We start from the raw sequence: 14,292 nt of genomic DNA on the forward strand, positions 1-14,292 counted from the left end.
TACCTCGCCCCCAACCACTTCGAATCCCAACTCAAAACCACGTACCAGTTCTGTCCGGCTTAGCTAGACCACCTCACCTCGCCCCCAACCACTTCGAATCCCAACTCAAAACCACGTACCAGTTCTGTCCGGCTTAGCTAGACCACCTCAAATGTCCATCCGATTCGCGGGTGTAAAACGGGTGTTCGTCCGCAAATCGCCGAATAATGTGGGTTTTGCCATTGCCCGTATCTCCCGCCAACAATAGGTTAGGCATCCGGTAACAAGGGGGGTGGTCCAGCAAGTCATGCATTATCTGCATGACGTGACGGGCCCTGGTATACGGAATCCATTTCATCGCGCCAACGGCCTTTTGCCGTTCGGCTTTGGGCAGTTCCAACTGCTTGGCTACATCTGGGTGGAGGTGTGATGCGTTCATTGTTCGTACAGCGAAGAGTCATCGAAAGCTTGAAGGCCCTCTATTGAAAGGGGCATGATGGCCGCCGGGAGTTGTTGGGGTTCGACCGGCATCACCTTCGGCGCTGGTTCCGTTTGCAACCGCAACACTACTTCCTCCGGCGTCAGGCTGCGCAACACCCGATGGATACCCTTCTTCATGCTCTTCGTTCGCGCCACTGCGCTTAACTCGATGTCGCGCATTCGGTCGCACGCGTCGAAAATGGCATCCTCGTCCAATTTTTTCATGCCCTGCCGCCGCAGTTCCCGAATAGCGGCCCGGTGCTCCCAAACCGAAATACTCGGCCGGGAGGTCGTGCGATAGGGCACGCGGTGATAATAATTAGTGCCAGGCTCCAAAAGGTGGAGGACGCTGATGTCGCGTGGGTCGTATTTAAATGTTAACAGTTGTTTGCTGCCATTTTCGCCGCTGCCCGGCTCTACTCGATTGATGTAGCCGCTCAGTACGTCAGCGTAATAGTAGATGTAGCCTATTTGCACGCCCTTCTGCTGCACCGTGCGCCGGGTAGATGGCAGAAAGTCGATGCGCACCTGCTCTTCATCGTAAAGGCGCTCGGGCTGGCCGGTGCCCGGTTGGTCGGGCGTTCCCATAATGCCTTCTTCAAAGCACTGGTAAGGAATCTGATGAGTTTTGCCGTGCACCCGCTTGTGGTAAACATCGACGATGTACGTCGTTAACCACTGCTCAAACTCGCGGATGGTGAGGGCGGCCATTTTTTCTGAGTCATATGCGCCACGCTGCTGCGGGTTCGAAAACGTTGTACCGGGCAGCGTATGCACTTTCTTCATGCAGATGCCCATCAGCCGTTCAATGTGCCCCCCGTAATCAGGCGTTTTGACGGGGCGGTATTCTAGACGAATGCCGTATTTTTCGCAAGCCCGCTGCATCATCTCGCCTCGAAACTCCCGGGCGTTGTCTAAATGCAGCGCCCCCGGCACCCCCCAGCAGGGCCACAGTCCCTCCACTTTCACCTTTTTTTTTAGCCATTGCTCTTTAGGCAGTAACATATGGGCCATGCACAAACCCGTTCCAATAGTGCCCGGCGGGTCGTACGACAAATACATTCCCACCACCATCCGCGAGTACACGTCGATGGCCATGGTCAGGTAAGGTCGCCCTAGTGGCTGGCGGAAGATTTCGTCAACCAGGATAATGTCCACCGGGGTGTGGTCCAGTTGCACTACCTGGAGCGGATAATCGGCATCGGGATACTCGCCTTGTTGGGGCCTGAAACGGTCGCGGGCGGCTTTACTGCCTAGGCGGCGGCGCATCGTTTCTTCCTGGTCTAACTGGTGAATGCGGCGCCGAACCGTGGAGTCGGCCGGTAGTTGCAGTTTTGCCCGTCGGCACAGCCGCCGAACTTCTAGCACAATTTCGCTCGCCGTTTTTTTCTGCCGAGTCAAGTAGTGGGTGGCTATTACCTCGTCGATGATGGCCGTCCGGGCATCGTCCAACCGATTTTTGCCTTTGCCTCCGGTGCGGGGCAACTCAACCAGCGCTTGTACGGAACCCGCTTCATCGTACGCTTTCAACCAGCGGTAGATGGTCGATTTTCCTAATTGATGGGCTTCACAAACCCCAATGAATACGGCCGAATCGCCCCGCGCCGCGAGAATGGGTTGAAGGATGGACAGTCGACGCTGGGCCTTGGCCCACGCTTGTGTCGGCACGCTCAACACGTCATCGAATGGCAGCACATTTTCCGACGGCTCTTCTATTGGCTGAAGGTCGGCAACAGGAATTTGCACCAAGGCACCGGTAGCCTCGTATTCACCCAGCGCCAACGTTAGGTCGAGTAATCGCTTGAAACGAACAGGATGCGTCCGATACAAGTACCTGTTGCCCGGTTCCAGTATTATCTTAACCATGACTAAATGAAATTGGGTTATGGAGACTCCAAATTGGACTGTGCGTTGTAAGCGCCACCGATAAGTCGCAGCCGAGTTGAGCCGTGCTGACCAGGTGCCAGAGTACCGGTAATAACACGGCTTGCTTCTCTGGTTTATCAGAAGCGACACGTAGCAGTTCTGCAGGAGTAGTGCGCTCCAACCGGGCCACCAACTCTAAAAGGAGAAAGCAGTGCTCTGGCTGTGCAAAGAGCACAGGAGCACGAAACCGCAGCAGAAACTTGGCATTTTTTAAGTAGGGCGTTTGAATTTCTACCTCCGTCCAGATGCGGAACTGCCATCCTGCTGCCTCGGCGTGCTGTTGAGCGGCCAAAAATCTTGACGCGAATAGGGCTTGAGAGGCTTGTAGGTCTTTCGCGTATTTTATTTCAATTAAACGCGCGGGCCTGCCTGCTGCGTAGCGAACAAAGAAGTCGGGCGTGTAGCGCCGGGAGCGCCCCTCTTCTGTGTACTGAATTGTAAGGGGCTGCTCAACATACTCTACCACGGCTGGGTCAAATTCAAGTAGGCAGCAGGCATCTCGTTCCAGAGCAGATTCCGCACGCACCAAAGTGCCGTTTTTTCCAGATGGCTGGATGGCACTTAGCGACCGATAGGTCATCCCTATTTTTCGCACTGGTTTCATCATTCCCTTACATTGATTATAGGCAATCCAGCGACATGGCGAGTCGCAGCTGCCAGAATTCTTGCCAATGTAGATTATACCTGTGCAGATGTCAATACTAAGAATCTATGATTCAAAGGCTTGTATCTATATAGGTACAAGCTAAAATATTAGTTAAAATCATGTATGCTCAACAGGAGTATTATCTAAAGCAAAGAGTGCTTTTCCGTAATTACTTTTGAATAAAATTTAATAATTGTAAATAATCGAGTAAAAGCCCAAAACAAAATCATTAAATATTTTTTCAAATTATTTTTTTTACAAAGCCATACCTTTCAAAATGATGGCCGCCTAGTTGTATGACTACTCCTGATTTTTCTAGTCTGTGCTTGTAGATATTCCCAGTCACTGGCTACAAAATCCAAGGCATTCCCACCAACTAGCGCTAGTATTCCCAACTACTCACGATAATCAGGAGCGCAAAAGGCTCATTTTTTCCCATTTACTTCGATAAATGACATACACGCCTGGAAGTAAGCTTCGACGACTGATTGAAGCCCAAGCCTCCGGCACACAAGACGCGCCGGGCGCCTGGGCGTTCATCAGTCGGCTTTCGTGATGGTATTGCCCTTGCCGATGTTGGTGATTTCCGGCTCGGTGCCGCGCCAGCGCACAGTGTTGTCGTCGCCGGTTACCTGAATGGTGGCCACGTTCTCCAGAGTCGTTTTGTTTCGATTGCCGATGATGTAGAGCCCTTTGCAGGTGCCGGTGAGGGTGGCCTGGTTGTCGTCGCCCTGCACCTGCACGTCCTGGCCGCTGCAGGCGCGGCTTTGCACCGACTTGTTGCCCGCGATGACGATTTCGTTCTCGTCGCTGGTCACCACCGTGGAGGCATCGCCCTTGGTTTCAATGCTCATGCCCGGCGCCTCCACGCGCTGCGAATCGGCCTCGCGGCGCTCCTCCTTTTCATCTTTTGCCTGCGAGCAGGCACTGAGAGAAGCGGCCAGGGCCACTCCCAGCAGCACATGTTGAATCGTATTCATCTATAAGCAAGGTTGGTATAGCCGAGCTTACGCAAAACAGGCAACGGCCGATGCCCCGCGCACGGCGGCCGACCGTGGGCGGGGCTTTGCTGACCCTACTTGGAGGCCTCAGAGACGCCGGCCGCTTTCCGAGCCTTGCGCTGCCGCTTTTCTTCCTTCATGCGCTTGCGCACGCCGTCGTCCACGCCCGGCCCCGACGCCTGCGGCGCATAGAGGCTGCCCGTGGTGGCGGGCGCGGGCGGGGCGGTTTTCAGTTGGTAATGGTGGTCGATGTTGGCCGACACGCGCTCGGTGAAGCGCGGCGCGATGCGGTGCGACACCACGGCGCCTTTGGCTTTCCAGCCCACCGGCACCTCCTGCCGGGGCCGCACCGAGGCGCGCACCAGGGCATTCACCACTTTGGCGGGCGGGTCCAGGGCGGCCATGCGGGGCGTGCCGCCGCTGTAGTTGGCCGCGTGGCCCCAGAAGGGCGTGTCGACAGCCCAGGGCTCGATGGTGAGTACTTCGATATTCGTGTAGCCTTGCAGGCGCAGCTCGTGGTGCAGGGCCTGGTCGAAGTTGCGGACGGCGCCTTTGGTGGCGGCATACACGGCGTGGTAGGCCAGCGGCACGTGGCTTTCCACCGAGCCCAGATTCATCAGCGTGCCGCGGCCCTGGCTCTGGAACACCCTGATGGCCACCTGACTGCCGTAAATGATACCTTTGAGGTTGACGTCAATCATGCGCGAGTAGTCGGCCAGCGGAATGTCCCAGAACTTGCCGATGCCGCCCACGCCCACGTCGTTCACCCACACATCCACGCGGCCGTACTGCTTCACGGCGGCTTCGGCCAGGTGCTGCACGTCCTCGGGCTTGCTGATGTCGGTGGGCACCACCAGCGCCGTGCCGCCCGCGGCCTGAATCTTGGTGGCTATTTCTTCCAACAGCTCGGTGCGACGGGCGGCCAGCACCACGTTGGCCTTGAATTCGCCCAGTTGCTCGGCCATGCCGCGCCCGAAGCCGCTGGAAGCCCCGATGACGACGTAGGTTTTGCCCTGCACTTTTTTCTGGCCCGCAGCGCCCAGCCTGGAAGTGGCGCAGCTGCTCAGCAGCAGCCCGAGAAACAGCACGGGCAGCCAGCCGAAATTGCTGAACGCACCCAACTGTTTTCGCGGGCGGTGGGCACAAGTGGTACCGGAAACGTGACGGGTTGCTGCCATTGGAAAGGAGAAAGAGTGAAGCGGCCAGCGCAACCGCGACTCTTTCTACGGCACCCAACGGCCCCTTTCGACTGGGTTAGTACTGATTTTGAGTTACGTACTAACACGGAATCAGCCGGGTACCTGATGTAGATACGCGACCCTTCGCGTCTCGGTGCCCGCGCCGCTTGCATCGTCCAACGACGCGACGCGAAGGGTCGCGTCTCTACGCCTCCACGCCCACTGTGCGGCGGATGCCCAGCTTCTTCATGCGCGCTTCCAGTGTTTTCGGGTTGATGTCCAGCAACAAAGCCGCGCCGTTGGCCCCGCTCACGCGCCCGCCGGTGCGTTGCAACGCCGCCAGAATGTGGTCGCGCTCCTGCTCCTTCAGTGTTTTGAGGGGTGCGAAGCTGGGCGCGGCGGCCGGTGCAGTGCCCGCAGCCAGCACCAGCGGCGCCGCCGCGAAGCCCGCAAACTCCAGAAACGGCCCCTGGCTCACGATGATGGCCTGCTCCAGCACGTGTTCCAACTCGCGGATGTTGCCGGGCCAGGAGTAGGCTTGCAGGGCGGCCAAATCGGTGGGCCGCACCTGGCGCACGGGCTTGCCCAGGCGCTTGCTCAGGCGCTGGATGAAGTGGCGCATCAGGGGCTCGATGTCTTCGCGGCGCTCGCGCAGGGGCGCCAGTTCAATGGGAAAAACATTGAGCCGGTAGTACAAATCGGCCCGGAAGCGGCCGGCGGCCACTTCATCGGCCAGCACGCGGTTGGTGGCGGCAATGACGCGGGCGTCGGAGTGTAGCACTTTGGTGCCGCCCAGGCGCTCGAACTCTTTTTCCTGCAACACGCGTAGCAGCTTGGCTTGCAAATCGAGCGGTAGCTCGCCGATTTCATCCAGGAAAATGCTGCCGCCGTTGGCCAGCTCAAACTTGCCGATGCGGCGCTCCACGGCCCCGGTGAAGGCGCCTTTTTCGTGACCAAACAATTCGCTCTCAATAAGCTGAGCCGGCAGGGCGGCGCAATTGAGCTTGATGAGGGCGCGGGCGTGGCGGGGCGACGCATTGTGCAGCTCGCGCGCCACCAGCTCTTTCCCGGTGCCGGTTTCACCTGAAATCAGCACCGTCGTATCCGTCGGGGCCACCAGGCCGATGCGGCGCTGCACCAGTTGCAGGGCCGGCCCACTGCCCACAAAAGCCCCCGAATCGGCCCCGAAGCGGGCGGAGGTGTTGATTTCATCGACCAGGTAGGTGCGCTCTTGCTCCACCTGCGCTTTCAGTTCTTCAATCTGCTCGAAGGCAAAGAGGTTTTCCAGGGCCAGCGCAATCTGCGGCACGAGGGCGAGCACCGTGGCCAGGTCTTCGGAGCGGAAGGCGTCGGGGTCGGCGGCGGAGAGGGTGAGCACGGCGGCGCCATCGGGCCGCTGCCAGATGGGCGCCACCAGCAGGGCGCGGGTGTGGTAGTGCTCGTACACGTAGCGCAGGCGCGGGTAGCGCACGGCCAGGGTTTTGAAATCAGGGCCGGAGTAAATAGCTGGCACTTGCAGCAAATCCGTGTTTTGCTGGTAGATACCGACTTTATTAGCGAGGCTTTCGTCGTTGTCGCGGTCGGCGGCCAGGGCCACGAGCGGGGCGCCCGGCTCGATGCGCGAGAACTCGGCGAAGGCCTGAAACTCCTGCCCTTGCCCCGCCCGTTGCACCCGAATGCCGAAGTACTCGAACCTGACCACGCGGCTCAACTCCTCGGCCACGGCCCGAAACAGCGGCTCGCGCTGCTTGATGCTAAGCAGGGCGTTGTTGATGTTGAGTTGCAGGGTGCGCTCCTGCTCGCGGCGCGCTACTTCCTCGAAGGCGAGGGTATTGGCCACGGCCACGGCAATGAGGGAGCCAATTTTGTCCAGCAGCTTTTCGTCGGCGGGCGTGAGGTGGGGCGTGCGGCGCGAAGCCAGCGTCAGGATGCCCGTGAGCCGGCCGCCGATGTGGAGCGGCACAGCCGTGAGGTGGGTCACGCCCAGCTTCTGAAATTTATTGAACGGCGCATAGGTCGGATAGTCAGCCAGATACTCTTCTGGGGTAAACTGCTGCACCCGCGGGTTATCTAACAGCTTTTCGAGCGGCGAGCCGGCGATGGGCGTGAACTGGTCCATGCCGGCGGGGGGCGGTGGCGCTTCGTCTACGCCGTAGTAGTCGCGCAGGAACAGCCGCTTCATTTTCAACTCAGCATCGAACACGTTGATGCCGATGAGGTCGAAGGGGAAAATCAGCCGCAGCTTGGTGGTCACCACTTTAAACAACGAATCCTTATCGCGAATGGTGGCGATGGCCTCGTTGAGGTGGAGCAGCAGGGTTTCGTCTTGGTCGGACATGCAATGGGTTCGTCTGGCACCGGAAAAGCCAACCGATTTCCAGCCGCTTTTCTCCAATCTACAGACGCTTTCATGTACAATATGTTTTGCGCTAGACTGCTTTTTTCCTCAAATAACAGGAGTAAAAAGGTAGAAATTCCTGCTATTTAAGGAATTAAAGCTATCTGGCACACGATTTTCAAATGCGTTCGATTGCGCAAAAACTAGCGTTAAAGGCTTGCAGAGGCGTTTTTAGGCACTAGTTAAAACTCGTCCGCAACCCTTGGCACAGCATTAGGTAAGCGAAGGCAGATTCAATCCGCATTCGCTTATGTCTTCTTGTTCTTTCACTCCGGCGGCTTTCTTACTTACGCTGGGTTTGCTGGGCGCGGCTGATTCGGCCCGGGCCCAAACGCAGCCCAGCGTGCCGGCTGCCGCGCAGCCCATTGGCCTGGCCAGCGACTCGCTGACGCTGGGCGCCACCGTGCAGGCGGTGCTCGACGCCAACCCCGGCATCGCCAACCTCACCGAGCTGTCGAACGCCGCCAGCAGCCGCCTCGCGCAGACGCAGTCCGGTTTCCTGCCGCAGGTGACGGGCACGGCCACCTACACCCGCATCGACCCGGTGGTGAAGCTGCCTTTCAACGGCGAAGTGCTGCAGTTTGCCCCCAACAACAACTACGATTTTCACCTCACGGCGCAATATCTGCTGCTCGATTTTGGCAAGAACGCGGCCACGGTGCGCGTGGCCGAATCGCAGGTGCAAACGGCGCAGGATAACATTACGGTGGCGCGGCGTGACCTAGCCTTCAACGCGGCGCAGGTGTATTACAACATCCTGTTTATGCGCGAGAGCATTCGGGTGCAAAACCAGCAGATTGCCTCGCTGCAAGCCCACCGCAACGAGATGGAAAAGCGCGTGCAAGGCGGCGTGAGCACCCGTTTTGACGTGACGACCACCGACGTGCGCATCACGCAGGCCCAGAACACCAAGCTCGACCTTGAAAACCAGCTCCGCAACCAGCAGGTGCAGTTGGCGCGCCTGCTGCACAAGCCCGCGCAGGCCGATATTCCGGTAAAAGGCAACCTCACCTACGCCCCACAAACCGTGGACTTGGCCGCCGAAATTGCCAAAGCCACCGAAAACCGCCCGGAAGTGAAGCTGGCCCGCGACGCCGAAAAAACGGCTGAGCTGCAGGCCCGTCTCATTGAGAAAAGCGACCTGCCCACCCTGGGCGTGGGCGCGCAGGTGGGCGGCAAGAACGGCTACATTCTGCCCGACATCGACCGGATTCGGTTCAACACGGTGGGCGTGGTGCAGCTGTCGGTACCCATCTACGACGGGGGCCGCAACAAGAAGCAGCGCGTGGAAGCCGCGGCCACCAGCCGCGCCGCCCTGGCCCGCACCCAGGACACGCAGGAGCAAATCCGGGCCGATGTGCGCCAGGCCGTGAACAACATGGAGTTCAGCCAGGCCCGCCTTGCCAACGCCGAGCAGCAGGTGGCACAGGCCTCCGACGCCCTCACCCGCGCCCAGGGCCGCTACCGGTACGGCGTGGGCCAGAACCTCGACGTGCTCGACGCCGAAACCCAGCTCGCCCAGGCCCGCCTGGCCCGCGCCCAGGCCATGTACAACTACACCCTCGGCCAGTACCAGCTGCGCCGCGCCACCGGCGAGCAGATTTGGCAATAGGCTTTCTGAATGAAGAAAGAACGTCATGCAGAGCGCAGCGAAGCATCTTGCGTGTTGCAGTAAACAAAAGGATTACAACGAAGCGAGCGAGATGCTTCGACAAGCTCAGCATGACGTTCTAAACCTTTCCATTACCCTAACAATGAACCTCTCCACCATCCTTTGTCCGCTCGATTTCTCGGCCGCGTCGGCTGGGCTGGTGGCGTACGCGGCGGCCCTGGCCGCGGCCACGGGGGCTGAGCTACGGCTGCTGCACGTGTGCGAGCCGCAGGAAGACCCCACCGGCCAGCGGCCCGACGCCACGGTGTTTGCGCCCTGCAAGGCCCGGATGCAGGCCCTGCGCACCGCCGCCGAAGAAGCCGGCGTGGCCCACGTGCACACCGGCATGGTGCGCGGCGAGGCGGCTTCGGAAATAGTGGCCGAAGCCAGCCGCCAGCAGGCCGACCTAATTGTTATTGGGGCGCACGGCCAAACCGGTCTCACCCGCTTTTTGATGGGCACCACCGCCGAGATTGTGCTGCGCACCGCCCGGTGCGCCACGCTGCTGGTGCGCGGCCCCCTTCAGGCAGAAACCGCTGAGCCGGTGAACTGACCCTCACTACCAGCCGTTTCCGACTTCCCTTCTCTTTAAAAACCGACACCCGAACACCTACTAAGATGGCCCAGACCGAAACCTCTCCCGCCGTACAAAACGCCCCCGCGCCCTACCCCCACGCGGCCTCGGCCGAAGCCGAGCCCATGGAAACGCCCAAGAAGCGCAACCCCCTTGTCTTCCTCATTCTGGCGCTCATTCTGCTGGGCGGCGGCTTCTATGGCTTCACGCGCTACCAGTACGCCAAGGCCCACGAAGACACCGACGACGCCCAGGTAGAGGGCGACGTGTACCCGGTGCTGCCCCGCGTGGGCGGCCCCGTGCTGGAAGTGAAAGTGGACGACAACATGCCCGTGAAAAAGGGCGACGTCCTCGTCACCATTGACCCCGCCGACTACCAGCAGCGCGTGAACGCCGCCGAAGCCGCCCTGCTCGCGGCCCAGGCCCAGGTAACGGCCGCCCGCGCCGCCGTGGGCACCGCCCAGGCCAACGTGCGCAGCGCCCAAACCGGCATCGGCGTGAGCCAGGCCAACCAGGAGCGCCTGCAGAAAGACCTCAAGCGCAGCACCTTCCTGCGTCAGCAGGACATCATTCCGCAGAGTGAGTACGACGCCGTGCAAGCCAACCTGAAAGCCACCGCCGCCCAGCGCGCCACCGCCACCGACCAGGTGAGCGTGGCCCGCCAGCAAGTGGCCGCCGCCGAGCAGCAGGTGGCCGTGGCCCAGGCCGTGGTGAAACAGCGCCAGACCGACCTCGACAACGCCAAGCTGCAGCTCAGCTACACCACCATCACGGCGCCGCAGGACGGTATCATCAGCAAGAAAAACGTGCAGCCCGGCCAGGTGGTGGGGCCCGGCCAGCAGCTGTTTGGCATCGTGGGCAGCGCCCGCACCTGGGTGGTGGCCAACTTCAAGGAAACTCAGCTGGAAGACATGAAAGTGGGCCAGCCGGTGAAGATTGAGGTAGATGCCTACCCCAACGAGGAGTTTCAGGGCCACGTGGAGTCGCTGTCGGCCGCTACCGGCGCCCGCTTTGCCCTGCTGCCCCCCGACAACGCCAGCGGCAACTTCGTGAAAGTGACCCAGCGCATCCCCGTCCGCATCGCTCTGGATAAAGTGGACGCTAACCACCCCCTGCGCGCCGGCATGAGCGTGACGGCCGAGGTGAAGGTGAAGTAGAGGCTTGAATTTTCGCTTGTCATCCTGAGCGCAGCGAAGGACCTTCTCACGCCTGAATAGCTTGCTGTATACCAGACAGCATGGACGTGAGAAGGTCCTTCGCTGCGCTTAGGATGACAAGCCCGACCATAAACAGAGTAAAACATGGAAACCGGATTTACTAAGTGGATTATCGTTGTCACGGTGGTCCTCTGCTGCCTGCTGGAGCTCATTGACACCAGCATCGTGAACGTGGCCCTGACCCAGATGATGGGCAACCTCTCGGCCACGCAGCAGGAAGTGAGCTGGGTGGTGGCCTCCTACGCCATCGCCAACGTGATTGTGATTCCGATGACCGGCTTCCTGGCCGAGCAGTTCGGGCGCCGCAACTACTATTTTGCCTCGGTCGTCATCTTCACGCTCGCCTCCATGGCCTGCGGCCAGAGCACCAACATCTGGGAGCTGGTGGCGTTTCGCTTCATCCAGGGCATTGGCGGCGGCGCGCTCATGGCTACGTCGCAGTCCATTCTGATTGATACCTTCCCGCCCAAGCAGCTGCCGCTGGGCCAGGCCCTGTTTGGCATGGGCGTGATTATCGGGCCCACCATCGGCCCCACGCTGGGCGGCTACATCGTGGACAACTACGACTGGCCCTGGATTTTCTACGTGAACGTGCCGGTGGGCATTCTGGCCAGCATCTTCACCCTCACCTTCATCCGCGACCCCGAGCGCATCAAAAACGCCATTCCGCGGCCGCTGCGCGAGATTGACTGGGCTGGCATTTTCCTGCTCATTCTCGGCGTGGGTTCGCTGCAGTACGTGCTGGAGCAGGGCGAAACCAAGGACTGGTTCGAAGACCCGCTCATCAACTTCTTCACGGCTTGCTCGGCGGTGGGCATCATCGGCTTCATCTGGCGCGAGCTCACGGCCGAAAAGCCCATCGTGGATTTGCGGGTGCTGGGCAAGAGCCGCAACCTGGCGGTGGGCGCATTTTTGTCGTTCGTGCTGGGCTTCGGGTTGTTTGCTTCCATCTTCATCTTCCCCATTTTCACGCAGCGCATTCTGGGCTTCACGGCGGCCCAAACCGGCTTTTTGCTGCTGCCGGGGGCGTTGGCTTCGGGCTTCATGATGCCGCTCATCGGGCGGGCATTGCAGGCCGGCATACCCCAGAAGTACATGATTCCGGTGGGCTTTATCATCTTCTTCTTTTTCACCTTCTGGATGAGCGGCAAGATTTCGCCCACTGCCGGCGAAAGCGACTTCTTCTGGCCCCTGATGGTGCGTGGCGTGGGCCTGGGCCTCATTTTCCTGCCCATCACCACCATGAGCCTGGCCGGCTTGCAGGGCAAAGACGCCGGGCAGGCCGCCGGCATCACGGGCATGATTCGCCAGCTCGGCGGCTCGTTTGGCGTGGCCATCGTGGGCACCTACCTGGAGCGCAGCCTGGCCCAGAACCGCAACAGCCTCTCGGCCAACATCTCGCTCTACAACGGCGAAACCGTGCAGCGCATCCAAGCCTTCACCCAGAACTTTATGTCGAAAGGCTTCCCGCTGGAGCAGGCCCGGCAGCAGGCCTACGCCGCCCTGCAAGGCATCCTGATGAAGCAGACTTCGCTCATCACTTACTCGCAGATATTCACGGCGCTGGGCATTTTCTTCCTGGCTTGCCTGCCGCTCATTCTGCTGGTGAAGCGTGTGAAAGTGGTGGGCAAAATCAGCATGGACGCCCACTGAGTTCGCCCGTCGTGGCGCGGCCGCCGGCCTGGCCAATTCCTCTTCAAAAAGCCCCGGTTCATGGCGAGCCGGGGCTTTTTGCTTGGCAAGCCGTTGCCAGCGGTACCGGAGCAAGCGAAGCCGTTTACCGGAACGCGCCCGGGCGTGGTTAACTCAAACACTTTAGCTTTGAGCTTCGCCAATTCCGGCCCCTCAAATTTCCTTCTTTCCCTCCCCAATTCCCACTTTATGGCCGCCCTGCCTCCTGTCTCCGCCCAAGCCACCCTCGCGGATGATTCCGCTTCTGCCACCACCCCGCGCTACGCCTCGGCGCTGAGTGCCGTCACGACGCTGTTTTTCCTGTGGGGCTTCATCACCTGCCTCAACGACATCCTGATTCCGTATTTAAAGGCCATTTTCCAGCTCAACTACGCGCAGGCCAACCTGATTAACCTCTGTTTTTTCGGGGCCTATTTCCTGATGAGCATTCCGGCGGGCAAGCTGGTGGCGCGCCTCGGCTACAAGCGCGGCATGCTGCTGGGCTTCGGGGTGGCGGCGGTGGGCGCGTTCCTGTTTTACCCGGCCGCAGCGCAGCGGGTGTACGGGCTGTTTCTGGGGGCGCTGTTTGTGCTGGCCTCGGGCATCACGCTGCTGCAAGTGGCCGCCAACCCCTACGTGGCCATCCTGGGGCCGGCGCGGTCGGCTTCGGCCCGCCTCACCCTCACGCAGGCGTTCAACTCACTGGGCACCACGCTGGCCCCGCTGCTGGGCAGCGCGCTAATTCTGAGCCGCTTGCCAAAGCTGGCCACCGTCACTTCGGCGGCGGCCATTGATGTGCGGGCGGTGCAGGTGCCTTACCTGGTTATCGGCGGGGCACTGCTGCTCATCAGCCTGATGCTGAGCCAGGTCAACCTGCCGCAAATCGAGCTGGCCACCGAACAGGTGGCCAACGTGGAAGCCGGTTCGGTGCGGGCCTGGCACTACCGGCACCTAGTGCTGGGCGTGGTGGCCATTTTCACTTACGTGGGCGCGGAAGTGGCCATTGGCTCTCACCTCGTCAACTATTTCGCTTTGCCCGATGTGATGCGGCTCGACCCGGAAACGGCGGGCCGGCAAGTTTCCTACTACTGGGGCGGGGCCATGGTGGGCCGGTTTCTGGGCGCCTACCTGCTCAACAAATTCCCGCCGGCCAAGCTGCTCGCCTTCAACGCGGTGATGGCGGCGGCGCTGGTGCTCATCTCCATCAACACCACCGGCGAACTCGCCATGTGGAGCCTGCTGGCCGTGGGGTTGATGAATTCCATCATGTGGCCGGTCATTTTCCCGCTGGCGCTGGCCGGGCTGGGGCGGCACACCGAGGAAGGCTCGGGCCTGCTGTGCACCGCCGTGGTAGGCGGGGCGCTGGTGCCGCTGCTGTTCGGCACCATCGCCGACCACAGCGGCCTGCGACTGGCCCTGCTGCTGCCCGTGGTGTGCTACGGGTACATCCTGTGGTACGGGCTGCGCGGCAGCCGGCGGGCGGCGGTGGCTTAGGAAAAACACCAGCACGTCATGCTGAGCTTGTCGAAGCATCTCGCGTGCAGTGGTATTATTTACTCTTGCACGCGAGA

General features: G+C 60.5%; 11 protein-coding genes. 5 read left to right on the forward strand and 6 right to left on the reverse strand.

The features are described from left to right. Positions 1 to 133 precede the first annotated feature (133 nt). The 6 genes from I2H31_RS25870 to I2H31_RS22455 all read right to left on the reverse strand — a co-directional run bounded on the left by I2H31_RS25870 (position 134) and on the right by I2H31_RS22455 (position 7,548). Positions 134 to 418 (reverse strand): TniB family NTP-binding protein, encoded by a 285-nt coding sequence (locus tag I2H31_RS25870; RefSeq protein WP_196295298.1) that lies wholly within the window; start codon positions 416 to 418, stop codon positions 134 to 136. Beyond that, positions 415 to 2,325 (reverse strand): helix-turn-helix domain-containing protein, encoded by a 1,911-nt coding sequence (locus tag I2H31_RS22435; protein WP_196295299.1) that lies wholly within the window; start codon positions 2,323 to 2,325, stop codon positions 415 to 417. Before I2H31_RS22435 ends, I2H31_RS25870 begins: the two co-directional genes overlap by 4 nt. Beyond that, entirely contained in the window at positions 2,318 to 2,992 is a 675-nt protein-coding gene (locus I2H31_RS22440) for a TnsA endonuclease N-terminal domain-containing protein (RefSeq protein ID WP_196295300.1), read from the reverse strand. Before I2H31_RS22440 ends, I2H31_RS22435 begins: the two co-directional genes overlap by 8 nt. Positions 2,993 to 3,570: 578 nt before the next feature. Next, a complete protein-coding gene (locus I2H31_RS22445; protein WP_196295301.1) occupies positions 3,571 to 4,011 on the reverse strand; it encodes a DUF3060 domain-containing protein in 441 nt (146 codons plus the stop codon). 95 nt (positions 4,012 to 4,106) lie between these two features. Beyond that, entirely contained in the window at positions 4,107 to 5,210 is a 1,104-nt protein-coding gene (locus I2H31_RS22450) for an SDR family NAD(P)-dependent oxidoreductase (RefSeq protein ID WP_196295302.1), read from the reverse strand. Positions 5,211 to 5,415: 205 nt separating this feature from the next. Next, positions 5,416 to 7,548 carry a sigma-54-dependent Fis family transcriptional regulator gene (locus I2H31_RS22455; protein WP_196295303.1) on the reverse strand — a complete coding sequence of 711 codons (2,133 nt, stop codon included), beginning with the start codon at positions 7,546 to 7,548 and terminating at the stop codon, positions 5,416 to 5,418. Between the two features lie 310 nt (positions 7,549 to 7,858). On the opposite strand from I2H31_RS22455, the gene I2H31_RS22460 reads away from it, so the two are divergent. From I2H31_RS22460 to I2H31_RS22480, 5 genes are all read left to right on the forward strand, one after another. Further along, the gene (locus I2H31_RS22460) at positions 7,859 to 9,220 is read left to right on the forward strand and encodes a TolC family protein (RefSeq protein ID WP_196295304.1); all 1,362 of its coding nucleotides are present in this window, start codon (positions 7,859 to 7,861) and stop codon (positions 9,218 to 9,220) included. Positions 9,221 to 9,362: 142 nt separating this feature from the next. Continuing rightward, the gene (locus tag I2H31_RS22465; RefSeq protein ID WP_196295305.1) at positions 9,363 to 9,812 is read left to right on the forward strand and encodes a universal stress protein; all 450 of its coding nucleotides are present in this window, start codon (positions 9,363 to 9,365) and stop codon (positions 9,810 to 9,812) included. A 65-nt stretch (positions 9,813 to 9,877) separates the two neighbouring features. Further along, a complete protein-coding gene (locus I2H31_RS22470; protein ID WP_317192259.1) occupies positions 9,878 to 10,990 on the forward strand; it encodes an HlyD family secretion protein in 1,113 nt (370 codons plus the stop codon). Between the two features lie 144 nt (positions 10,991 to 11,134). Then, positions 11,135 to 12,703: a DHA2 family efflux MFS transporter permease subunit gene (locus tag I2H31_RS22475; RefSeq protein WP_196295306.1), complete on the forward strand. Its 1,569-nt coding sequence runs from the start codon at positions 11,135 to 11,137 to the stop codon at positions 12,701 to 12,703. 228 nt (positions 12,704 to 12,931) lie between these two features. Beyond that, complete coding sequence (locus tag I2H31_RS22480; RefSeq protein ID WP_196295307.1) at positions 12,932 to 14,215, forward strand: sugar MFS transporter; 1,284 nt, start codon at positions 12,932 to 12,934, stop codon at positions 14,213 to 14,215. Positions 14,216 to 14,292 lie beyond the last annotated feature (77 nt).

Source organism: Hymenobacter ruricola, assembly GCF_015694525.1.
Lineage (GTDB): Bacteria > Bacteroidota > Bacteroidia > Cytophagales > Hymenobacteraceae > Hymenobacter > Hymenobacter ruricola.